General features: G+C 56.1%; 20 protein-coding genes, 1 rRNA gene and 1 pseudogene. 9 read left to right on the forward strand and 13 right to left on the reverse strand.

Annotated elements, in window-relative coordinates:
- Positions 1-90 precede the first annotated feature (90 nt).
- Positions 91-206: ribosomal RNA gene (rrf, locus tag ABLV64_RS11740) — 5S ribosomal RNA — on the forward strand.
- Positions 207-432: 226 nt separating this feature from the next.
- Here the strand turns inward: rrf and ABLV64_RS11745 are convergent.
- The 3 genes from ABLV64_RS11745 to ABLV64_RS11755 all read right to left on the reverse strand — a co-directional run bounded on the left by ABLV64_RS11745 (position 433) and on the right by ABLV64_RS11755 (position 5,210).
- On the reverse strand, positions 433-654 hold the full coding sequence (locus tag ABLV64_RS11745; RefSeq protein ID WP_004206262.1) for a membrane protein: 222 nt from the start codon (positions 652-654) through the stop codon (positions 433-435).
- A gap of 293 nt (positions 655-947) precedes the next feature.
- The gene (locus ABLV64_RS11750) at positions 948-4,058 is read right to left on the reverse strand and encodes an efflux RND transporter permease subunit (protein ID WP_217324660.1); all 3,111 of its coding nucleotides are present in this window, start codon (positions 4,056-4,058) and stop codon (positions 948-950) included.
- A gap of 12 nt (positions 4,059-4,070) precedes the next feature.
- Complete coding sequence (locus ABLV64_RS11755) at positions 4,071-5,210, reverse strand: efflux RND transporter periplasmic adaptor subunit (RefSeq protein ID WP_017899939.1); 1,140 nt, start codon at positions 5,208-5,210, stop codon at positions 4,071-4,073.
- Between the two features lie 375 nt (positions 5,211-5,585).
- Between ABLV64_RS11755 and envR the strand changes: the two genes are divergently transcribed.
- Entirely contained in the window at positions 5,586-6,239 is a 654-nt protein-coding gene (gene envR, locus ABLV64_RS11760; RefSeq protein WP_004206257.1) for an acrEF/envCD operon transcriptional regulator, read from the forward strand.
- Between the two features lie 84 nt (positions 6,240-6,323).
- Here envR and fis read toward each other — a convergent pair whose 3' ends face one another.
- From fis to msrP, 10 genes and pseudogenes are all read right to left on the reverse strand, one after another.
- Entirely contained in the window at positions 6,324-6,620 is a 297-nt protein-coding gene (gene fis, locus ABLV64_RS11765) for a DNA-binding transcriptional regulator Fis (protein ID WP_000462905.1), read from the reverse strand.
- Positions 6,602-7,610: pseudogene (dusB, locus tag ABLV64_RS11770) on the reverse strand (tRNA dihydrouridine synthase DusB). The gene fis and the pseudogene dusB overlap by 19 nt, the downstream one beginning before the upstream one ends.
- Before the next feature lie 357 nt (positions 7,611-7,967).
- Positions 7,968-8,849, reverse strand: a complete 882-nt coding sequence (prmA, locus tag ABLV64_RS11775) for a 50S ribosomal protein L11 methyltransferase (protein ID WP_004144971.1) — start codon at positions 8,847-8,849, stop codon at positions 7,968-7,970.
- Between the two features lie 11 nt (positions 8,850-8,860).
- Positions 8,861-10,312: a sodium/pantothenate symporter gene (gene panF, locus ABLV64_RS11780; RefSeq protein ID WP_004206255.1), complete on the reverse strand. Its 1,452-nt coding sequence runs from the start codon at positions 10,310-10,312 to the stop codon at positions 8,861-8,863.
- Complete coding sequence (locus ABLV64_RS11785) at positions 10,302-10,544, reverse strand: DUF997 family protein (RefSeq protein WP_004206253.1); 243 nt, start codon at positions 10,542-10,544, stop codon at positions 10,302-10,304. The genes panF and ABLV64_RS11785 overlap by 11 nt, the downstream gene beginning before the upstream one ends.
- A gap of 110 nt (positions 10,545-10,654) precedes the next feature.
- On the reverse strand, positions 10,655-12,004 hold the full coding sequence (gene accC, locus ABLV64_RS11790; protein ID WP_004174096.1) for an acetyl-CoA carboxylase biotin carboxylase subunit: 1,350 nt from the start codon (positions 12,002-12,004) through the stop codon (positions 10,655-10,657).
- Positions 12,005-12,014: 10 nt separating this feature from the next.
- Positions 12,015-12,482 carry an acetyl-CoA carboxylase biotin carboxyl carrier protein gene (accB, locus tag ABLV64_RS11795; protein WP_004206250.1) on the reverse strand — a complete coding sequence of 156 codons (468 nt, stop codon included), beginning with the start codon at positions 12,480-12,482 and terminating at the stop codon, positions 12,015-12,017.
- A gap of 22 nt (positions 12,483-12,504) precedes the next feature.
- Entirely contained in the window at positions 12,505-12,957 is a 453-nt protein-coding gene (aroQ, locus tag ABLV64_RS11800) for a type II 3-dehydroquinate dehydratase (RefSeq protein WP_004206246.1), read from the reverse strand.
- A 232-nt stretch (positions 12,958-13,189) separates the two neighbouring features.
- Positions 13,190-13,789, reverse strand: coding sequence for a protein-methionine-sulfoxide reductase heme-binding subunit MsrQ (msrQ, locus tag ABLV64_RS11805; protein WP_004206245.1), 600 nt, complete (start codon positions 13,787-13,789; stop codon positions 13,190-13,192).
- Complete coding sequence (gene msrP, locus ABLV64_RS11810; protein WP_217324661.1) at positions 13,789-14,790, reverse strand: protein-methionine-sulfoxide reductase catalytic subunit MsrP; 1,002 nt, start codon at positions 14,788-14,790, stop codon at positions 13,789-13,791. The genes msrQ and msrP overlap by 1 nt, the downstream gene beginning before the upstream one ends.
- A 231-nt stretch (positions 14,791-15,021) precedes the next feature.
- Between msrP and ABLV64_RS11815 the strand changes: the two genes are divergently transcribed.
- The 7 genes from ABLV64_RS11815 to rng all read left to right on the forward strand — a co-directional run bounded on the left by ABLV64_RS11815 (position 15,022) and on the right by rng (position 22,194).
- Entirely contained in the window at positions 15,022-15,213 is a 192-nt protein-coding gene (locus tag ABLV64_RS11815) for a hypothetical protein (protein ID WP_017899936.1), read from the forward strand.
- Positions 15,214-15,292: 79 nt separating this feature from the next.
- Complete coding sequence (gene csrD, locus ABLV64_RS11820; protein ID WP_004206243.1) at positions 15,293-17,233, forward strand: RNase E specificity factor CsrD; 1,941 nt, start codon at positions 15,293-15,295, stop codon at positions 17,231-17,233.
- A 305-nt stretch (positions 17,234-17,538) separates the two neighbouring features.
- A complete protein-coding gene (gene mreB, locus ABLV64_RS11825; protein ID WP_002918653.1) occupies positions 17,539-18,582 on the forward strand; it encodes a rod shape-determining protein MreB in 1,044 nt (347 codons plus the stop codon).
- Between the two features lie 70 nt (positions 18,583-18,652).
- Complete coding sequence (gene mreC, locus ABLV64_RS11830) at positions 18,653-19,645, forward strand: rod shape-determining protein MreC (protein WP_004206242.1); 993 nt, start codon at positions 18,653-18,655, stop codon at positions 19,643-19,645.
- Complete coding sequence (gene mreD, locus ABLV64_RS11835) at positions 19,645-20,133, forward strand: rod shape-determining protein MreD (RefSeq protein WP_002918648.1); 489 nt, start codon at positions 19,645-19,647, stop codon at positions 20,131-20,133. Before mreC ends, mreD begins: the two co-directional genes overlap by 1 nt.
- 7 nt (positions 20,134-20,140) lie before the next feature.
- A complete protein-coding gene (locus ABLV64_RS11840; protein ID WP_004206240.1) occupies positions 20,141-20,722 on the forward strand; it encodes a nucleoside triphosphate pyrophosphatase in 582 nt (193 codons plus the stop codon).
- A 2-nt stretch (positions 20,723-20,724) separates the two neighbouring features.
- Complete coding sequence (gene rng / locus ABLV64_RS11845; protein WP_004206239.1) at positions 20,725-22,194, forward strand: ribonuclease G; 1,470 nt, start codon at positions 20,725-20,727, stop codon at positions 22,192-22,194.
- Positions 22,195-22,196: the final 2 nt, after the last annotated feature.

A 22,196-nucleotide genomic window follows, 5' to 3' on the forward strand; every position in this document is an offset into this window, starting at 1 on the left:
CGCACCCTTGGTAAGGGTGAGGTCCCCAGTTCGACTCTGGGTATCAGCACCACTTTTTAGGTTAAAGTTCGGCACGTTGTAAAGAATTTGCCTGGCGACAATAGCGCGGCGGTCCCACCTGACCCCATGCCGAACTCAGAAGTGAAACGTCGTAGCGCCGATGGTAGTGTGGGGTCTCCCCATGTGAGAGTAGGGAATCGCCAGGCATCAAATAAAGCAGAAGGCCCAGTCGAAAGACTGGGCCTTCTGCTTTTGTGTTATCTGTTATCTGTTGATAAACAGTCCTGCCACCAGGGGAAACCCGTCAAAGTCGATTTGCTCGTAATGCAGCAAGGGACAGAGAGTTTATTTGCCCGGTTGTCATGTGGATGATGCGCAGAAGAGCAGATACAGGTTCGACGCTAGCCCCAGTATCTGCTGGTCGGGGGTGAATTAGCGGGTCAACGCAACGATCCCTAACGTGAGACCGGCTACCGCGGCGGCCCCCCCGGCGATCGCGCCTGCCGTGTCCCAATTGTCTTCTGTTGTGCCCTTCATACAGGTATTGGTGTGGACTAAGCGGCCTTGCGAGTCATAAACCGGCACGCAGGGAGAGTCATGGGCACAGCCTGCCAGCAGAGAGGCCAGCAGCGCCACGATTAAATACTTTTTCATGATATTACCTCTGGATAATCCGCAGGGTTGTACTGAAAGCCAGTGCAGAACGGAATGGCTTATTTTATCACCGCGGATTGTCCGGCCCGGATGCCGAAATCATCTCAATATATGAGCCACGTAAATATCGTGAAGATAAGCAGGGGAATATGCAGAAAAGATGGAGAGAAAGATCGTCTCCCCGCGCTGCCGCACGCGATAGAGGTTGTCAGATAGCGGGAAGCTGAGCGGGTTGCTAATATGCCAGGCGAAAAAAAAGCGCCCGCAGGGGGCGCCTTTAAAACCAGGCCGGGTTATTCAGCGTGCCGGGTAAAACGTCGTCTGACGACCACAAAGAAGACCGGAACAAAGAAGATCGCCAGCAGTGTCGCGGTTAGCATCCCGCCCATGACGCCGGTACCTACCGCATTCTGCGCCCCGCTGCCGGCACCATGGCTAATCACCAGCGGCATGACTCCGAGAATAAAAGCCAGAGAGGTCATCAGAATGGGTCGCAGGCGCATCCGCGATGCCTCCAGGGTTGCTTCAATGCTCCCTTTCCCCTCTTTCTCCATCAGATCCTTGGCGAATTCGACGATCAGGATCGCGTTCTTCGCCGACAAACCGATCGTGGTCAGAAGGCCTACCTGAAAGTACACGTCATTATTCAGCCCACGCAGCGTGGCGGCTAACAGCGCGCCGATCACCCCCAGCGGAACCACTAACATGACTGAGAATGGAATCGACCAGCTCTCATACAGCGCCGCCAGGCACAGGAAGACGACAATCAGCGAGATGGCATAAAGCGCGGGAGCCTGGTTGCCGGAAAGGCGTTCCTGGTAAGACATCCCGGTCCAGTCGTAACCAATGCCGCCCGGCAGCTTACTGGCCAGCGCTTCCATCAGCGCCATGGCTTCCCCGGTACTTTTACCCGGCGAGGCTTCACCGAGGATTTCCATGGAGGGTAAACCGTTGTAGCGTTCCAGACGCGGCGAGCCATAAATCCAGCGCGAAGTGACGAAGGCGGAGAACGGGACCATTTCGCCATTGGCGCTACGAACATACATATTGTTAATGTCGCTCGGCAGCATACGGAAATGGGCATCAGCCTGGACGTACACTTTCTTGACGCGACCACGGTCAATAAAGTCATTGACGTAGTACCCGCCCAGCGCGGCTGATATCGTTTCATTGATATCGGAGAGCGATACGCCCAGCGCCTGCGCTTTTTCCTGGTCGACATCCAGTTTGAACTGCGGCGTATCTTCCAGCCCATTAGGCCGTACCCGCACCAGCTGATCCGGATGCTGTTTCACCATGCCCAGCAGTTGATTGCGCGCCTGCGTCAGGGCGGTATGACCTAGCCCGCCCTGGTCGATCAGCTCAAAGTCGAAGCCAGTGGCGGTACCCAGCTCAATAATGGCAGGCATGTTGAACGGGAAAACCATGGCGTCCTTGATCTGGCTGAAGGCCACAGTGGCTCGCTTGATGATGGACTCCACGCTGTTTTCATCACCGCTGCGCGCCTCCCAGGGTTTCAGGCTGACAAACGCCATGCCGGAGTTTTGCCCCTGGCCGCTGAAGCTGAAGCCGTTCACGGTAAAGACGCTTTCGACGTTAGCCTTCTCGTTATGCAGATAGTAGTCGGTCACGGTATCCAGCACTTTCTGTGTCCGCTCCTGGGTGGCGCCGGAGGGCAGCTGGATCATGGTCAGGAAGACCCCCTGGTCTTCATCGGGTAGAAAGGATGTCGGGAGACGCATAAACAGCACGGCCATTCCCACGACGATCAGCAGATAGATCACCAGGTAACGGCCGGTTCCACGCAAAATACCGCTGACGCTGTTGGTGTAGTGGTTAACGCTCTGGTCAAAGCGGGCGTTAAACCAGCCGAAGAAGCCTTTTTTCTCATGGTGTTCGACCGAGGACGGCTTTAACAACGTGGCGCAGAGCGCTGGCGTCAGGACCAGGGCAACCAGCACGGAGAGCGCCATGGCGGAAACGATGGTGATCGAAAACTGGCGATAAATCGCGCCGGTGGAACCGCCGAAGAAGGCCATCGGCACGAATACCGCAGAGAGCACCATGGCGATACCCACCAGCGCCCCCTGGATCTGCGACATCGACTTTTCCGTCGCTTCTTTTGGCGAGAGTTTTTCCTCAACCATCACGCGCTCAACGTTTTCCACTACGACGATAGCGTCATCGACCAGCAGACCTATCGCCAGCACCATGCCAAACATCGTCAGGGTGTTGATGGAGTAGCCAAACATCGACAGTACGGCGAAGGTGCCCAACAGCACGACGGGCACGGCAATGGTCGGAATGAGCGTTGCGCGCATGTTCTGCAGGAACAGATACATGACAAGGAAGACGAGAATAATCGCTTCAAATAGCGTTTTGACCACTTCGTGAATAGAGATTTTAACGAAAGGGGTCGTATCGTACGGATAGACCACCTTCATTCCCTGGGGGAAGTAAGGCTGCAGTTCGGCCAGCTTCGCTTTAATCGCCGTGGCGGTATCCAGCGCGTTGGCGCCGGTCGCAAGCTTAATACCCAGACCAGAGGCGGGCTTACCGTTAATTCTGGCGACGACGTTGTAGTTCTCTCCGCCCAGCTCAATGCGGGCGACATCTTTCAGATGGACGACAGAGCCATCGGCATTGACCCGCAGCGTGACCTTGCCAAACTCCTGCGGATCTTTAAGCCGCGTCTGGGCAATGATCGACGCATTGAGCTGCTGGCCTTTTAGCGCTGGCGTACCGCCCAGCTGGCCGGCGGCGATCTGATCGTTCTGAACCTGCAGCGCATTAATGACATCCACTGGCGTCAGGTTGTATTTGTTCAGCAGGTTGCCATCCAGCCAGATGCGCATGGCGTACTGTGCGCCAAACAGCTGGACATCGCCCACACCGTTGAGGCGGCTGATGGGATCTTTAACATTAGAGGCGACATAGTCGGAAATATCGTCCTGGGTAGTGACCGGGTTATCAGAGATAAAGCCGGCCACCAGCAGGAAGCTGCTGCTGGACTTTTCTACGCTAATTCCCTGCTGCTGCACTTCCTGAGGCAGCAGCGGGGTGGCCAGCTGCAGTTTGTTTTGCACCTGCACCTGGGCGATATCCGGATCGGTGCCGGACTTAAAGGTAAGCGTGATGGTTACTGAGCCGGCGGAATCGCTGGTCGACGACATATACATCAGGTTGTCGATACCGTTCATGTTCTGCTCAATAACCTGAGTGACCGTGTCCTGCACGGTCTGGGCATCCGCACCAGGATAGGTAGCGGAGATCGCCACCGCAGGGGGCGCTATCGTCGGATACTGCGCTATCGGCAACTGCAGAATGGCCAGACCTCCGGCAATCATCATGATGATCGCCAGCACCCAGGCAAAGACTGGTCGATGGATAAAAAACTTAGACATGGCTGGGTATCCTTATTGTGCGACCGGTGCCGCACGCTCCGCTTCTGCTTTCACGGTGACGCCTGGACGGACTTTCTGTAAGCCGCTGATAATCACCTTATCGCCCGGCTTCAGCCCGCTGGTGATAAGCCACTTATCGCCCACGGCCTGGGAAGCTACCACCTGACGGGTTTCAACCTGGTTTTTGTCATTCACCAGCATGACGGAGGCATCGCCCCGCGGCGTACGGGTCACCCCCTGCTGCGGCACCAGGATGGCCTGCGGATCGGTGCCTTCATCGATGCGGGCGCGAACGAACATTCCCGGCAGCAGGACATGCTGTGGGTTAGGGAAGATAGCGCGCAGGGTAATTGAGCCTGTACTTTCATCGACAGTCACGTCGGAGAACTGCAGCGAACCCTTAAGCGGATAGGCCTGACCGTTCTCCATCACCAGCTCAACGCTTTTGGTGTCGCCGCCGCGTTGCAGGCTTTCCTGCTTAAGGCGCATGAAGTCATTGCTGGATTCCGTCACGTCGACGTAGATCGGATCGAGCTGCTGGACGGTAGCCAGGGCATCCGACTGACCGTTGGTGACCAACGCTCCCTCGGTGACGCTCGATTTACCGATGCGTCCGCTAATGGGAGAAGTCACTTTGGTGTAGGCCAGGTTGATGCGGGCGCTTTCCACGGAGGCTTTGGTGGCGATGACGTCAGCGTCGGCCTGGCGGGCGGTGGCCACCGCCTGATCGTATTCCTGCTGACTGATATACTTGGTGCCCAGCAGCGGAACGTAGCGTTTCACCGTTAAGTGGGCGATGGCGGCTGCGGCTTCGGCTTTTGCCTCATCGCCCTTGGCGCTGTTCCACGCCGCCTGGTAGGTTGCCGGATCGATCTGATAGAGCGACTGGCCTGCTTCGACATCGCTTCCTTCAACAAAGTTACGCTTCAGGATGATACCGCTTACCTGAGGGCGGACTTCCGCCACGCGAAAAGCTGAAGTTCGGCCTGGCAGTTCGGTGGTGACCGACAGCGGCGCGCTGTTCACGACATGGACCGTCACCTGCGGCGCCTGGGCATGGGGTTGCGGGTTGTCCGAATTATCGCAGCCGGTAAGCAATAAGGCCGAGATAATTAAACCGGATAAAAGTGTCACTCTGGCGTGAGTTGTCATGGCGGTTCCTTATAGATTACGTGCCAAATTCGGCGGCGAATCTTTGAAAGAAAGAGGGAATTAAAAAGCAGTTTGCCATCCTACAAATAAACGCCGCTGGATGTAAGGGATACTTATTTTTGAGCAATCAGCAAGGCACGCAAAAACAAAAAAGCGCGCAGGATTTTTTTGCTATTTACCTCAATTGTAAAACTTAATAAATAGACATCAATTCAGTGAATGGGTTATTTATTAATATTGTTTTGGGTAATTTATTTGGCGGCAGCTTCAGAATTAACTTGTCTGCATTTTTGCTAAAAAATATTCCATGACAAATGTTAGGTTAAGCGATCTTCAGAAAATCCTGAATAACCTGTCTGACGGGAAGGGGCTTGTATGGCTAGAAAAACGAAAGAAGAGGCGCTACGCACGCGGCAGCTCCTGATTGAGTCCGCGATCCAGCAGTTCGCCCTGCGGGGGGTGACCAACACAACCCTGACGGATATTGCTGATGCGGCGGGAGTGACCCGCGGCGCCGTATACTGGCATTTTGCCAGTAAGACTGAGCTGTTTAATGAAATGTGGCAGCAGCAGCCACCGCTCAGGGATTTGATTCAGCATAGCCTCGTAACAGAGAATGAACAGGAGCCGTTAAATGCATTGCGCGAGCGGTTTATTACCGGGCTCCGCTATATTGCTGCGAATCCTCGCCAGCGCGCGCTGATGCAAATTCTTTATCAGCGCTGCGAGTTTGCCAATGATATGCTTTCGGAAAACGAAATTCGCCAGCGGATTGGTTTTAATTATTCGCTGATTGGCGGCATGCTTCAGCGCTGTGTGCGTAACAATATATTGCCAGCCGAAACAAATATTGAAGTGATATTAATTGTTTTACACAGCGCCTTTTCCGGGCTGATTAAAAACTGGCTGCTCGATCCGCAACGCTTCGATCTTTATCAGCAGGCGCCTGCGCTGGTGGATAATGTTATGGCGGTAGTCTGTGCTGCTCATGTATCGGAGGCGCCGGTACTGCGGGCGGTGAATCAGTGATGTGTCCCGCTGTCGCAGGTAATAAAAAAGGCGCTTCCCCATGCCGAAGAGCGCCTTTTATATCAAGCAAGCAACTGACTAGTATCAGTTCATGCCGTATTTTTTCAGTTTTTTACGCAGCGTACCGCGGTTGATGCCCATCATCAGGGCAGCGCGGGTCTGGTTACCACGGGTGTATTGCATCACCATGTCCAACAGGGGCTGTTCAACTTCAGCCAGTACCAGCTCATACAGGTCATTCACATCCTGACCGTTCAGTTGAGCAAAATAGTTCTTCAGTGCCTGTTTAACCGAGTCACGCAGGGGCTTTTGAGTTACCTGATCCTGAGAGTTAACGGTAGAAACGGTCAGTACGTCAGAATTTACGCGTTGTTCGAACATAGTTCTGTCAGCTCTTTATTTCTATTACGCAAAATTTTCGAAGTATGCCTCCAACGCCTCCAGCTGTTCGCTGGCATCCTCAATGGCGTTGAATGTGCGCCGAAACTGGTCATCTGGAGCATGTTCCTGAAGATACCAGGAGACGTGTTTACGCGCGATTCGGTACCCTTTTGCCTGACCATAAAAGTCATGCAATTCCCGAACGTGCGCACAAAGCAAGCGCTTGACCTCTGCCAGCGGCAGCGGGGGCAGCAGCTCTCCAGTGTCCAGATAATGCTGGATTTCCCGAAAGATCCAGGGTCTTCCCTGAGCTGCACGGCCTATCATCAGGGCATCAGCCCCTGTATAGTCGAGCACAGCTCTGGCTTTAAGCGGGTCAGTAATGTCGCCATTCGCGATAATCGGAATGGAAACTTTCTGCTTAACTGCCCGAATACTGTCGTACTCAGCGTCTCCGTTAAACAAGCAGGCGCGGGTGCGTCCGTGAATAGTCAGAGCCTGAATGCCACACTCTTCGGCCAGTTGGGCAATCTCTACGCAGTTACGGTGTTCCGGTTCCCAACCGGTGCGAATCTTGAGAGTCACAGGAACGTCCACCGCATTCACGACCGCCGTCAGGATCGACTTCACCTGGTCGGGGTACTGCAAGAGGGCTGAACCTGCAAGCTTGCGATTCACCTTTTTCGCCGGGCATCCCATATTGATATCAATAATCTGGGCGCCGCTTTCCACGTTAATCCGCGCGGCGGCAGCCATCTCTTCCGGCACGCTACCGGCGATTTGCACGGTACGAATACCGGGCTCATCAATATGCACCATCCGTAAACGGGACTTGTCGCTCTCCCACACCTGTGGGTTAGAGGACATCATCTCGGAAACGGTTAAACCCGCTCCCATCTCGTAGCACAGCGTCCGGAATGGTCTGTCAGTAATGCCAGCCATGGGCGCTGCGATCAGGCGATTTCTGAGCTGGTGGTGTCCGATGCGCATGAGTTAAGAAATGACCATACTGTGACTGCAAGGCGGCGTATATTACGCATTTTTTGCACGAGATGAAAGGCCAAACTTTGAGCAATCCTCTGTTGCAGATCAATGAATCCGGGACTAACGTAAAAGGGATGAATAAATACTTATATTAATCATTGATTTAATGGCTGATGGATAATTTGTGTCCATTTATAAAATCATAAAACTTCTCGATTTTTCTTAGACAAACTCGCTACCAGGCGATATAAAACGCTGTTTTTATAGTCAAAAAAGTGCTCTGTAGTGCGATCTGCCTCTCATTTCCTGGCATTATTTGGTGGCTACTGGAAACAAAAATGCGGCCCACAGGCCGCATTGCACTTAGTTTTTCCGGCCGGTGATCCGGCACCACTCCTCTTTCTCGACCACCGGGTCAAGGGTGAAGAGATCGGCGTAGGCTTCACAGACGCTCTCCGCCTGGCTGGCAAGGATGCCGGAAAGCCCCAGCAAACCGCCTGAAACGGGCAGGACGCTGATTAACGGCGCCAGCTCACGTAACGGGCCAGCCAGGATATTGGCGACCACGACGTCGGCTTTCATCGACTCGGGCTGGTCCTGAGGAAGATAGAGCTCCAGACGCTCAGAGACGCCGTTACGCTGTGCGTTATCGCGGCTGGCCTGAATAGCCTGCGGGTCGATATCAATGCCGATCGCTTTTGCGGCTCCCAGCTTCAGCGCGGCAATCGCCAGGATGCCGGAACCGCAGCCGAAATCAATGACCGTTTTTCCGTTGAGGTCGAGTCCATCGAGCCACTGCAGGCACAGGGATGTCGTCGGGTGCGTGCCGGTACCGAAGGCCAGACCCGGATCGAGCATCACGTTGACGGCATTTTCATCCGGAACGTCGCGCCAGCTCGGGCAGATCCACAGCCGCTCACCGAAGCGCATCGGATGGAAGTTATCCATCCATTCCCGCTCCCAGTCTTTATCTTCCAGCTGCTCGATCTTATGCGCGAATCCGGCGCCCAGCAGCGGGTGCTGCTCCAGTTGGGCAACGACCGCTTTCATATCGGTTTCGGCATCGAACAGGCCGATCACGTCGGTGTCGCCCCACAGCCGGGTTTCCCCGGGTAACGGCTCAAATACCGGCGTATCGTGCGTATCCTGGAAGGTGATCGAGACCGATCCGGCCTCCATCAGCGCATCGCTAAGATCTTCAGCGTTCGCGCCGGTGGTATTTAGTTTCAGTTGGATCCATGGCATAGCAAAACTCTTTATTTATCAGTAGTCAAAATAGGTGGCTGTGGTGCGGGACGGCCGAAACGATTCCCTGCCACAAACGCCAGTAAACTCAGCAGCAGCGCGGGAACGATCGGATGGAAGCCGAGAAACTGCACTTTCAGCGTGGCAAGTACGGCATACAGTACACCACCCACGATCATCGCGCTCAGCGCGCCAGCCGCGTTGGCACGTTCCCAATACAGGCCCAGCACCAGCGGCCACAGAAAGACGGCTTCCAGGCCGCCGAAGGCCAGCAGGTTCAGCCAGATAATCATCTCTGGCGGTCGCCAGGCCGCGAGCAGCAGCAGGACACCCAACAGGAGCGTAATGCCGGCGGACATGCGTTTTAGCCGCTTTTCGTTAGTCGCCTGATCCGGACGCCAGTTCAGATACAGATCCTTGATGATCGTAGCGGAACTTTGCAGAAGTTGGGCATTGATCGTCGACATAATCGCCGCCATCGGCGCGGCCAGAAAGATCCCTGCCGCAAAGGGCGGGAGCACTTTGACCATCAGCGTCGGGATCACCAGATCCGGTACGGTGAGGTCAGGGATCACCGCCCGACCTAACGCGCCGGCCAGGTGCATGCCAAACATCAGGATCGCCACCACGATGGTGCCGATAATGATGCCGCGATGCACGGCTTTGCTGTCTTTGTAGGAGATACAGCGCACGGCGGTATGCGGGAGGCCTATCACGCCGAAGCAGACCAGCACCCAAAACGAGGCCATAAAGGTTGGCGAGAGGATATCTTCCGCCCCCTGAGGGGACACCAGCTTGACATCGATCGACTGCAGGGTCTCTACCGCATGGCCAATCCCGCCGGCGGCGTGGATCACCCCCACCAGCAGCACGATCGTGCCGATCAGCATCACCATGCCCTGCATGGTGTCGTTGAGCACGCTGGCGCGAAAGCCGCCATAAGCGGTATACAGCGCGATGCTGATGCCGAAGATCAGCAGACCGGTATCGTAGGGAATACCCGCAGCCGTCTCCAGCAGGCGGGCACCGCCGATAAACTGGACGGTCATGGCGCCAACGAAGGCTACCAGCAGACTCAGGCTGGCCAGCCAGACCAGTAGACGACTCTGGTAGCGCGCAAACAGCATGTCATTGAGGGTGACGGCGTTGTAACGGCGCGCAAGAATGGCGAATTTTTTTCCCAGTACGCCCAGCGACAGCCAGATGGCGGGAAGCTGGATCATTGCCAGCAGCACCCAGCCCAGGCCGTATTTATAGGCGGCGCCGGGTCCGCCGATAAATGAGCTGGCGCTGATATAGGTGGCGGTTAGCGTCATGGCCAGCACGAAGCCGCCCATCGAGCGGCTGCCGAGAAAGTACTCATTCAGAAAGCTTCCTGAGGCTCGTTTTCGCATGGCGTAAAGGGATAAGCCGAACACCACCACCAGATAGGCGATCAGGGGAATAATGACCTCAAACTGCATCATCGTCCTCCAGAGGAATGTCGCGAAAAACCAGTTTGACCATCGCCCAGCACAGCAGAATAAACAGCAGCGGAACCAGCAGGCAGGCCATTTCAAACCAGTGGGGCAGGCCGGTAAAACCGATAGCCACCCCCGGCAGATAGGCGGCGGCCAGCCAGGCTGCAAGATAGAGAAGGGTCAGCCACAGCGCCCAGCGCGCTTCTTTGTGGGCCTGAACAAAGCGTTTGTCCATTTTTTGTCCCTTGAGGATGAAGAAAGCGGGGATTGTACCGCATGGTATAGATGAGGAGAGAGAAAAAGAAAAAAGGCCGGAAAATCCGGCCTTTTGCTGAGAATGCAGAGTTATTTTTCCTGCAAGCCGAGTTTTTTCTCCAGATAGTGGATGTTGGTGCCACCATGCTGGAAGTTCTCGTCGCTCATAATGCGCATCTGCAGATCGACGTTGGTCTTGATGCCATCGATGATCAGCTCCTGCAGCGCATTCTTCATGCGGGCAATCGCCACGTCACGGCTTTCGCCGTAGCAGATCAGTTTGCCGATCATGGAGTCATAGTACGGCGGTACGGTGTAACCGGCGTAAATATGGGACTCCCAGCGCACGCCAAAGCCGCCCGGCGCGTGGAAACGGGTAATTTTACCCGGGCTCGGCAGGAAGGTGTTCGGGTCTTCGGCGTTGATACGGCATTCCACCGCATGGCCGCGAACCACCACTTCATCCTGCTTGATGGACAGCGGCTGACCGGCTGCGATACGCAGCTGCTCTTTGATCAGGTCAACGCCGGTGATCATTTCAGTTACCGGATGCTCTACCTGGATACGGGTGTTCATTTCAATGAAGTAGAACTCGCCGTTTTCGAACAGGAACTCAAAGGTACCCGCCCCGCGGTAGCCGATATCGACACAGGCTTTCGCGCAACGCTCGCCGATGTAGCGACGCAGTTCCGGGGTGATGCCCGGCGCCGGCGCTTCTTCGACCACTTTCTGGTGACGGCGCTGCATGGAGCAGTCACGTTCAGCCAGATAGATAGCGTTACCCTGACCGTCCGCCAGCACCTGAATTTCGATGTGACGCGGGTTTTCCAGGTATTTCTCCATGTAGACCATGTCGTTGTTGAAAGCCGCTTTGGCTTCCGCTTTGGTCATGGAGATGGACTGGGCCAGTTCAGCATCGCTGCGCACAACGCGCATACCGCGACCGCCGCCGCCGCCGGAGGCCTTGATGATCACCGGATAGCCGATGCGTTTGGCATGGGCGCGGTTAGCGTCCATGTCGTCGGTCAGCGGGCCGTCAGAACCGGGTACGGTCGGGACGCCGGCTTTTTTCATGGCGGTGATCGCGGACACTTTGTCGCCCATCAGGCGGATGGTGTCGGCTTTCGGGCCGATGAAGATAAAGCCGGAGCGCTCAACCTGCTCAGCAAAGTTGGCGTTCTCAGAGAGGAAGCCATACCCCGGGTGAATTGCTACCGCGCCGGTGATCTCAGCGGCGCTGATGATAGCCGGGATGTTCAGATAGCTTTTTACGGACGGAGCCGGACCGATGCAGACCGTCTCATCCGCTAACAATACGTGTTTTAGATCGCGATCCGCGGTGGAATGCACAGCAACGGTCTTGATGCCCAGTTCTTTACAGGCACGCAGGATGCGCAGTGCGATCTCGCCACGGTTAGCGATGACAATTTTATCCAGCATGTTCGCCTCGTTACTCGATAACTACCAGCGGCTCGTCGAATTCTACCGGTTGGCCGCTTTCGATCAGAATGGCTTTCACCACGCCGGCTTTGTCGGCTTCGATCTGGTTCATCATTTTCATCGCTTCGACGATGCACAGGGTGTCGCCCACGTTAACTTTCTGGCCAACTTCCACAAACGCTTTCGCGTCTGGGCTTGGCGTACGATAGAAAGTACCAACCATCGGGGAACGTACGATGTGACCACTGATTTCCGCTTTTGCCGGCGCTTCTGCTGCTGCAGCTGGCGCGGCAGCCGCGGCGGCAGGTGCCTGAGGCTGCATCATCGGCGCAGCATAAGCCTGCTGCATAACCGGATAGCTTGCGGCCGGTGCAGAGCGGCTGATGCGAACAGACTCTTCGCCTTCAGAAATTTCCAGTTCGGAGATACCTGATTCTTCAACCAGCTCGATCAGTTTTTTAATCTTACGAATATCCATGAGTGGGTTCCGTACTCTTTGTTTAGTGTGATTGTGACAGGCGTTTTACCGCCGTCTGTAAAGCGTATGAATAGCCGTCCGCCCCCAGTCCGCAGATAACGCCAGCGGCGATATCTGACAGATACGAATGCTGGCGGAAGGGTTCGCGTGCATGCACATTGCTCAGGTGAATCTCGATAAACGGGATGTTCACGGCAAGCAACGCGTCACGGATTGCTACGCTGGTATGCGTGAACGCGGCCGGATTAATCAGGATATAGTCCACGTTGTCTTTAGCCTGATGAATTCGGTCGATTAACGCATGCTCCGCGTTGGACTGCAGGTGATCCAGGCTCACATTCAGCGCCGCTGCTTCAGATGTTAAATGGTTAACAATCTCAGCCAGCGTGAGAGATCCATACTTCTCTGGCTCGCGGGTACCGAGCATGTTAATGTTTGGACCATTCAAAAGCAAAATGTGAAACTTGTCTGCCATCGTGTGGCGATCTCCTGCCATTTTCGGGTAAAAAACAACATATACCTTCAATGCGCCCTTGTCACCTTTTCAGGGTCAGAAAACCCTGTCAGGAAAGCCAAAGTCGCACATTATAACGATTTCGTAGCAATTGGCAGCTAAATACTGGTCTTATCAGGGAAGATTATCAACCGCTATCTTAAAAAGAGTCGCGGTTGATAAAGGATCTGCGGGAAACTGCACATTACCGGATTCAGCGCCACCACTGGCGAAACTTCTTGTAACGCCATGCCAGGAGCGCGACTGCCAGCAGGGCATAAATGATGGGCTGCGGTGAGAGGATCTTCACTGACCACAGGTAGTGAATCGGCGCGAGGATCGCCACCAGATAGACGAAGTTGTGTAAAAGTTGCCAACGGCGGCCCAGTTTTCGCTGCATCGCCTGCGTCGACGTCGCCGCCAGCGCCAGCAGGATCGCCCAACTGACCATGCCTAACGTCAGATAGGGGCGGTTGATAATCTCCGAGCCCAGCAGCGCCAGATTGTTAATGCCCAGCTCCAGCAGGGTATAGCTGGTCAGGTGCAGGGTCGCCCAGGCGAAACACCATAAACCTAACAGGCGGCGAACGCGAATCAATAATGGCTGTTTCGCGTAGCGCGCCAGCGGGGAGACCAGCAGCGTCGCCAGCAGAAACTTCAGCGCCATCCTGCCGGTAAAATGCTGGATATCCTTGGCCGGATCGGCGCTAAAGTAGCCCTGGTGCCCGGCCCAGAATAACCAGACCAGCGGCAAAAACCCCGCCAGATGAAGTAAAACCTTCAACCAGGCGATCTGTTTGACGGTGAAACGCACTAGAAGTTCTCCCGCAGATTCATGCCGCGATACAGCGACGCCACCTCGTCGGCATAGCCGTTAAACAGCAGCGTCGGTTGACGTTTCACATCGAGCACGCCGCCGGCACCGATAAACCGCTCGCTAGCCTGTGACCAGCGGGGGTGATCGACGTGCGGATTGACGTTGGCGAAGAAGCCGTATTCGTCCGGCGCCGCGAGGTTCCAGGTGGTCGGTGGCCGCTCGCGGGTCAGTTCAATGCTGACGATGGATTTAATGCCTTTGAAACCGTACTTCCACGGCACGGTAAGGCGGACCGGCGCGCCGTTTTGCGGCGGCAGCGCTTTGCCATACACCCCGACGGTGAACAGCGTCAGCGGGTGCAGCGCTTCATCCAGCCGCAACCCCTCCACGTAAGGGTAAGCGAGCCCGCCGCCGATAAACCGATCTTTCTGCCCGGGCATTTGATCCGGGGCATAGAGGGTTTTGAAGGCCACATAGCGCGCGTTGCTGGTGGGCTCCACCAGCGCCAACAGCTTATGCAGCGGGAAGCCGACCCAGGGGACCACCATCGACCAGGCTTCCACGCAGCGCATACGGTAAATACGCTCTTCCAGCGGGAAGCGTTTGGTCAGATCGTCATGGTCAAGGGTCAGCGGCTTCGCCACCTCACCGCCGATGGTCAACGTCCAGGGATCGGTGCGCAGGCTACCCGCGTTCGCCGCCGGATCGGCTTTATCGAGGCCGAATTCATAAAAGTTATTGTAGCCGGAGACTTTATCTTCCGGAGTAAGCGTCAGGTTAGCCTGCCATTCAGCGGGTTTAGCAAAGTCCAGGGCCTTGCCCGCCGGGGCTGGCGGACGGTCGTGGCCTTTAAACCAGTCCAGCAGGTCGGCCTGTGCGGCGGCGGGAAGCGAAAGGGCGGTCGCGCTGATGCCCAGCATTTTCAGCACCTGGCGCCGCTGGAGCATAAAAACGGATTCGGCCGTGACGTCGGCTTCCGTCAGTTTTTTTCTTTTCATGGTGTCCTCCGTCATGCGTTTCCCTAAGCATGACGGAGGCGGCGATGAATCGCGAATATGTCACGAAAAATTGCACATTAGGCGCATTCGCCACCGCCGAAGCTGGGGCGCGGTCGTCCAGGAATCATCGGAAAGTGGCGCAAGACGTTTCCTTTAACGCGCCTGACCCGGCATCTTTAGCAGGGGAAAAAAGCGGGCGGGAGGCTGGCAGGATGGAAAATTAGCAATAATGTGCGCCGCTGGCGCGGGTTTGCCATCCAGCGTCTAAAATTAAAGCGCTTCTGGCGCAGGCCGCAGGCGGGCGGCGTTTGGCAAATTTTTTCTGCCGACTATACTCGCTATCGGCATACTTTCGCCGATAATACGCATTCCATTGCCAGACTCGCCATCTTTGATAGTATGCGTCGCGCTTTAAAAGGTTAATGCTAGCGTCAAGGCGCGCGCCGGCACGGGAGCCTGATGGTTCATCGGGCAGTCATTCACTCGCGGAGTTAACACAGGGATGCGATTAACGACGAAGTTCTCAGCCTTTATCACGCTGCTAACTAGCCTGACCATCTTTGTCACGCTGATTGGCGCTTCGCTGAGTTTTTACAACGGCATTGAGAACAAGGTCGAAAACCGGGTTCAGGCGGTGGCGACCATGCTGGATAACCGGCTCATCACCACCTCTTTTGATAAGCTTGAGCCGCAGCTGGATGAGCTGATGACGCCGATAGAGATCGTGCATATCGATTTCATGCTTAACGGTAAACCGCTCTACAGCCACTCCCGAACCGACAGCTACCGCCCGCTGGGCAGTCATGAGCAATTCCGTGAGATCACGGTCCCGTCGTTGAAACATCCCGGTATCACCCTGCATCTGGTCTACGTTGACCCGATGGTGAACTATTTCCGTTCGCTGTCAATCACCGCCCCGCTGTCGATCTCCATCGGCTTCATGGTGGTGATTATTTTCTTCGCCGTCCGCTGGATACGCCGCCAGCTGGCAGGTCAGGAGCTGCTTGAGCTTCGTTCCACGCGCATCCTGAGCGGCGAGCGCGGGCCGCAGGTGCGCGGGTCAGTCTATGAATGGCCTGCCAGCACCAGTAGCGCGCTGGATATGCTGCTGTCGGAGCTGCAATTCGCCAGCGATCAGCGCAGCCGGATGGATACGCTGATTCGCTCCTATGCGGCACAGGATTCCAAAACCGGGCTGAACAATCGCCTGTTTTTTGACAATCAGTTGGCCACGCTGCTGGAAGATCAGGAGAAGGTGGGGGCGTACGGCATCGTGATGATGATCCGTCTGCCGGAGTTTGATCTGCTGCGGGACAACTGGGGACGAGCGGCGGCCGAAGAACATTACTTCACGCTAATCAACCTGCTCTCTACCTTTATTATGCGTTACCCTGGCGCGCTGCTGGCCCGCTATCACCGTAGCGACTTCGCCGTGCTGCTGCCGCACCGCACGTTAAAAGAGGCGGATAGCATCGCCGGACTGTTGCTGAAGGCCATGGACGCGCTGCCTCCGACGCGCATTCTCGATCGTGACGATATGATGCATATCGGCATCTGTTCTTTCCGCAGTGGACAATCGGCGGCGCAAGTGATGGAACATGCTGAAGCAGCAACGCGCAACGCGGTGCTGCAGGGCAGCAACAGCTGGTCGGTCTATGACGATACCCTTCCGGAGAAAGGCCGCGGCAACGTTCGCTGGCGGACGCTGATCGAACAGATGCTGAGCCGCGGCGGGCCGCGGTTGTATCAGAAACCCGCCGTCACTCGCGATGGCCGGGTGCATCACCGTGAACTGATGTCGCGGATGTACGACGGTAAGGAAGAGGTGATCGCCGCCGAGTATATGCCGATGGTGCTGCAGTTTGGCCTGGCGGAGGAGTATGACCGCCTGCAGGTGACGCGCCTGCTGCCGTTTTTAGGCTTCTGGCCCGAGGAGAATCTGGCGCTCCAGCTGTCGGTGGAGTCGCTGATCCGTCCGCGATTCCAGCGCTGGCTGCGTGATGCTCTGATGCAGTGTGAAAAATCGCAGCGTCAGCGGATTATTTTTGAACTTGCTGAGGCAGATGTTTGTCAATATATCGGCCGTCTGCAGCCGGTTATGCGGTTGGTTAACGCGCTTGGCGTTCGGGTGGCGGTGGTTCAGGCAGGGTTAACCCTGGTGGGAACTAGCTGGATAAAGCAGCTGGATGCGGAGCTGATCAAACTGCATCCGGGGCTGGCGCGCAACATCGAAAAGCGCAGCGAGAACCAGCTGCTGGTGCAAAGCCTGGTGGAAGCCTGTAAAGGCATGCCTATGCAAGTTTTTGCGACGGGCGTACGCAGCCGCAGCGAGTGGCTGGTACTGTCCCAATGCGGTGTCACGGGCGGGCAGGGGGAATTTTTTGCCGCCTCACAGCCACTTGACACAAATGTGAAAAAATATTCGCAAAGATACTCGGTTTGATCTGCCGTTTAGCGTGATTTCACGTAGAATAACGCGCGCCATCGTGAAGGGGGTGTGCTTGTCTACCTGCCGGATCATCGCAATGTAAATGCCAGTGACCCTCCTTTGACAGGTTACAAATTCAGGCGTGGAGCGCTGCTGAAGATTTCAGCAATGAACGGAGTCGGAAAAATTTGTAACAAAGGAAATGAACTGCACTAATTTTCACCGCAGCAGGTGATTTTTGCGCCTTGTCGCTGCTGCGTGTGGTTGGTAAAGTAAGCGGATTTTGTTTTCCGCCCCAGCTTTCAGGATTATCCCTTAGTATGTTAAAAAAATTTCGTGGCATGTTTTCCAATGACCTGTCCATTGACCTGGGTACCGCGAATACCCTTATTTACGTAAAAGGACAAGGCATCGTATTGAATGAGCCTTCCGTGGTGGCCATTCGTCAGGATCGTGCCGGATCGCCGAAAAGCGTCGCCGCCGTGGGTCATGAAGCGAAGCAGATGCTCGGCCGTACCCCGGGTAATATCGCGGCGATTCGCCCGATGAAGGACGGCGTTATCGCTGACTTCTTCGTGACGGAAAAGATGCTGCAGCACTTTATCAAACAAGTGCACAGCAACAGCTTTATGCGCCCGAGCCCGCGCGTACTGGTCTGCGTGCCGGTTGGCGCCACCCAGGTTGAGCGTCGTGCTATCCGTGAATCCGCGCAGGGCGCAGGCGCTCGCGAAGTGTTCCTGATTGAAGAACCGATGGCGGCCGCGATCGGCGCTGGCCTGCCGGTTTCTGAAGCGACCGGTTCCATGGTGGTGGATATCGGCGGCGGTACCACCGAGGTGGCGGTTATCTCCCTGAACGGCGTGGTTTACTCTTCTTCCGTGCGTATCGGCGGCGACCGTTTCGACGAAGCCGTCATCAATTACGTGCGTCGTAACTACGGCTCCCTGATCGGTGAAGCGACCGCTGAGCGTATCAAACATGAAATCGGTTCGGCTTATCCGGGCGATGAAGTGCGTGAAATTGAAGTGCGCGGCCGTAACCTGGCGGAAGGCGTGCCACGCGGTTTCACCCTGAACTCAAACGAAATTCTTGAAGCGCTGCAGGAGCCGCTGACCGGCATCGTGAGCGCGGTCATGGTTGCCCTTGAGCAGTGCCCGCCGGAACTGGCGTCTGATATCTCCGAGCGCGGGATGGTTCTCACCGGCGGTGGTGCGCTGCTGCGCAACCTGGACCGTCTGTTAATGGAAGAAACCGGTATTCCAGTCGTGGTTGCTGAAGATCCGCTGACCTGCGTAGCGCGTGGCGGCGGCAAGGCGCTGGAAATGATCGACATGCACGGCGGCGACCTGTTTAGCGAAGAGTAGTCAGCCTGAAGGTCCGGGGTGGCTTACCCGCTGCCCCAGGTCTTTACTGACACGAGAATACGCATAGCCTATGAAGCCAATTTTTAGCCGTGGCCCCTCGCTACAGATTCGCCTTATTCTGGCGGTGCTGGTGGCGCTTGGCGTGATTATCGCCGACAGCCGCCTGGGTACGTTCAGTCAAATCAGAACGTACATGGATACAGCCGTCAGCCCTTTCTACTTTGTCTCTAATGGTCCCCGGGAACTGCTCGACAGCGTATCGCAGACGCTGGCTACCCGTGACCAGCTCGAACTGGAAAACCGCGCGCTGCGTCAGGAGCTGTTGTTGAAAAACAGCGATCTGCTGATGCTGGGCCAGTACAAGCAGGAGAACGCACGCCTGCGTGAACTGCTTGGCTCGCCGCTGCGCCAGGACGAGCAAAAAATGGTGACCCAGGTCATCTCAACGGTCAACGACCCCTACAGCGATCAGGTGGTTATCGATAAGGGCAGCGTCAACGGCGTCTACGAAGGCCAGCCGGTTATCAGCGATAAAGGCGTGGTGGGGCAGGTCGTGGCGGTAGCGAAAATGACCAGCCGGGTACTGCTGATCTGTGATGCCACCCATGCGTTGCCGATCCAGGTCCTGCGTAACGACATTCGCGTCATTGCCGCCGGTAACGGCTGCACCGACGACCTCCAGCTTGAGCATCTGCCGGCCAATACCGATATTCGCGTCGGCGATGTGCTGGTGACCTCCGGTCTTGGCGGCCGTTTCCCGGAAGGGTACCCGGTTGGGGTTGTCTCTTCAGTGAAACTGGACACCCAGCGCGCCTACACGGTGATCCAGGCGCGTCCGACGGCCGGTCTGCAGCGTTTGCGCTATCTGCTGCTGCTGTGGGGCGCCGATCGCAATGGCGCTAACCCGATGACTCCGGAAGAGGTTCATCGCGTGGCTAACGAACGCCTGATGCAGATGATGCCGCAGGTGTTGCCTGCGCCGGATGCGATGGGGCCGCAGATGCCGGCGCCCGCCACCGGGCTGACGCCGTCTCAGCCGTCGCAGCCTGCAGGGGGGCAATAGTGGCAAGTTACCGTAGCCAGGGACGCTGGGTTATCTGGCTCTCGTTTCTTATCGCGCTATTGCTGCAAATTATGCCCTGGCCGGCGGACATCAGCGTTTTCCGGCCCAACTGGGTATTATTGATCCTGCTGTACTGGATCCTCGCGCTGCCGCACCGGGTGAACGTGGGGACGGGCTTCGTGATGGGGGCTATTCTTGATCTCATCAGCGGCTCGACGCTGGGCGTTCGCGCGCTGTCCTTAAGCATCGTCGCCTATCTGGTGGCGCTGAAGTATCAGCTGTTCCGTAACCTGGCGCTGTGGCAACAGGCGCTGGTGGTCATGCTGTTATCCCTCGCCGTGGATATCATTGTTTTCTGGGCAGAGTTTTTAGTGATCAACGTCTCTTTCCGTCCGGAAGTATTCTGGAGTAGTGTAGTAAACGGTATCCTCTGGCCATGGCTCTTCCTGCTGATGCGTAAAGTGCGTCAGCAATTTGCAGTGCAATAAGGTTGATATGACAACTCTGTATCTTGCTTCTGGTTCCCCGCGTCGGCAGGAACTGCTGACTCAGCTTGGTCTCGCGTTCGAGCGTCTGGTTCCTGGTATCGAGGAGCAGCGCCAGCCGCAGGAGAGCGCACAGCACTATGTCGTCCGTCTGGCGCGTGAAAAGGCGCAGGCCGGAGTGGCGCTGGCATCGCGGGATTTGCCGGTGTTGGGAGCGGATACGATTGTTATTTTGAACGGCGAAGTGCTGGAAAAACCGCGCGACGCCGAACACGCTGCAGCGATGCTGCGCCTGCTTTCCGGCCAAACCCATCAGGTCATGACCGCGGTGGCGCTGGCGGATAAGCAGCAGACGTTGGATTGTCTGGTGGTCACGGAAGTGACCTTCCGAACGCTCAGCGAGCAGGATATCGCCGATTATGTGGCCAGCGGCGAGCCTTTAGATAAAGCAGGTGCATACGGTATTCAAGGGTTGGGTGGCTGCTTCGTCAGGAAGATTAATGGCAGCTATCACGCCGTAGTCGGCTTACCGCTGGTGGAAACGTATGAGTTGCTCAGTAACTTTAACTCACTGCGTAAAGAAAAGGGATAAAGATGACGGCTGAATTATTAGTGAACGTAACGCCATCCGAAACGCGCGTTGCGTATATTGATGGCGGTATTCTGCAGGAAATCCATATTGAGCGTGAAGCGCGACGCGGAATAGTAGGCAATATCTACAAAGGTCGTGTTAGCCGAGTGCTGCCGGGAATGCAGGCGGCTTTTGTAGATATTGGTCTGGATAAGGCGGCGTTCCTCCACGCCTCCGATATCATGCCGCATACCGAATGCGTTGCCGGTGAGGAGCAAAAGCAGTTTACCGTGCGCGATATTTCGGAGCTGGTGCGTCAGGGCCAGGACCTGATGGTTCAGGTGGTTAAAGATCCGCTCGGTACCAAAGGCGCGCGTCTGACCACCGATATTACCCTGCCTTCCCGCTATCTGGTTTTTATGCCAGGCGCCTCCCACGTGGGGGTCTCTCAGCGGATTGAAAGCGAAGCCGAGCGCGAGCGGCTGAAAAAGGTCGTGGCAGAGTACTGCGACGAGCAGGGCGGGTTTATCATTCGCACCGCCGCGGAAGGGGTCCACGAGCAGGAGATGGCCGCCGATGCCGCCTATCTTAAGCGCGTATGGACCAAAGTGATGGAGCGCAAAAAGCGCAACCAGACCCGCTATCAGCTGTACGGCGAGCTGGCCCTGGCTCAGCGCGTGCTGCGGGATTTTGCCGATGCGCATCTCGATCGTATTCGCGTCGACTCGCGGCTGACCTATGAGGCGCTGCTGGAATTTACCGCCGAATATATCCCGGAAATGACCAGCAAGCTGGAACACTACAGCGGCCGTCAGCCGATATTCGATCTCTTTGACGTTGAGAACGAAATTCAGCGCGCGCTGGAGCGTAAAGTCGAGCTCAAGTCCGGGGGCTATCTGATCATCGACCAGACCGAGGCGATGACCACCATCGATATCAACACCGGGGCGTTTGTTGGGCACCGCAATCTTGACGATACTATCTTCAATACCAATATCGAAGCCACCCAGGCGATAGCCCGCCAGCTGCGTTTGCGTAACCTCGGCGGCATTATCATCATTGATTTCATCGACATGAACAATGAAGACCATCGCCGGCGGGTGTTGCACTCCCTGGAGCAGGCCCTCAGCAAAGACCGGGTGAAGACCAGCATCAACGGTTTCTCCCAGCTGGGTCTGGTGGAGATGACGCGGAAACGCACCCGCGAAAGCGTGGAGCATGTGCTGTGCAACGAATGCCCGACCTGCCACGGACGCGGAACGGTAAAGTCCGTGGAAACGGTATGCTATGAGATTATGCGTGAGATCGTTCGCGTGCATCATGCTTATGATTCCGATCGCTTCCTGGTCTATGCTTCCCCTGCGGTGGCGGAAACCCTGAAAGGGGAAGAGTCGCATGCGCTGGCGGAAGTGGAGATCTTTGTCGGCAAGCAGGTGAAGGTACAAATTGAGCCGCTCTATAATCAAGAGCAGTTCGATGTGGTTATGATGTAATA

The organism is Klebsiella sp. JB_Kp031 (assembly GCF_040064295.1).
GTDB lineage: Bacteria > Pseudomonadota > Gammaproteobacteria > Enterobacterales > Enterobacteriaceae > Klebsiella > Klebsiella quasipneumoniae.

Bases quoted from the DNA above. Each gene is read 5' to 3' on its own strand.
- ABLV64_RS11745 (WP_004206262.1), bottom strand. From the start codon at position 654: ATGAAAAAGTATTTAATCGTGGCGCTGCTGGCCTCTCTGCTGGCAGGC.
- ABLV64_RS11750 (WP_217324660.1), bottom strand. From the start codon at position 4,058: ATGTCTAAGTTTTTTATCCATCGACCAGTCTTTGCCTGGGTGCTGGCG.
- ABLV64_RS11755 (WP_017899939.1), bottom strand. From the start codon at position 5,210: ATGACAACTCACGCCAGAGTGACACTTTTATCCGGTTTAATTATCTCG.
- envR (WP_004206257.1), top strand. From the start codon at position 5,586: ATGGCTAGAAAAACGAAAGAAGAGGCGCTACGCACGCGGCAGCTCCTG.
- fis (WP_000462905.1), bottom strand. From the start codon at position 6,620: ATGTTCGAACAACGCGTAAATTCTGACGTACTGACCGTTTCTACCGTT.
- prmA (WP_004144971.1), bottom strand. From the start codon at position 8,849: ATGCCATGGATCCAACTGAAACTAAATACCACCGGCGCGAACGCTGAA.
- panF (WP_004206255.1), bottom strand. From the start codon at position 10,312: ATGCAGTTTGAGGTCATTATTCCCCTGATCGCCTATCTGGTGGTGGTG.
- ABLV64_RS11785 (WP_004206253.1), bottom strand. From the start codon at position 10,544: ATGGACAAACGCTTTGTTCAGGCCCACAAAGAAGCGCGCTGGGCGCTG.
- accC (WP_004174096.1), bottom strand. From the start codon at position 12,004: ATGCTGGATAAAATTGTCATCGCTAACCGTGGCGAGATCGCACTGCGC.
- accB (WP_004206250.1), bottom strand. From the start codon at position 12,482: ATGGATATTCGTAAGATTAAAAAACTGATCGAGCTGGTTGAAGAATCA.
- aroQ (WP_004206246.1), bottom strand. From the start codon at position 12,957: ATGGCAGACAAGTTTCACATTTTGCTTTTGAATGGTCCAAACATTAAC.
- msrP (WP_217324661.1), bottom strand. From the start codon at position 14,790: ATGAAAAGAAAAAAACTGACGGAAGCCGACGTCACGGCCGAATCCGTT.
- csrD (WP_004206243.1), top strand. From the start codon at position 15,293: ATGCGATTAACGACGAAGTTCTCAGCCTTTATCACGCTGCTAACTAGC.
- mreB (WP_002918653.1), top strand. From the start codon at position 17,539: ATGTTAAAAAAATTTCGTGGCATGTTTTCCAATGACCTGTCCATTGAC.
- mreC (WP_004206242.1), top strand. From the start codon at position 18,653: ATGAAGCCAATTTTTAGCCGTGGCCCCTCGCTACAGATTCGCCTTATT.
- ABLV64_RS11840 (WP_004206240.1), top strand. From the start codon at position 20,141: ATGACAACTCTGTATCTTGCTTCTGGTTCCCCGCGTCGGCAGGAACTG.
- rng (WP_004206239.1), top strand. From the start codon at position 20,725: ATGACGGCTGAATTATTAGTGAACGTAACGCCATCCGAAACGCGCGTT.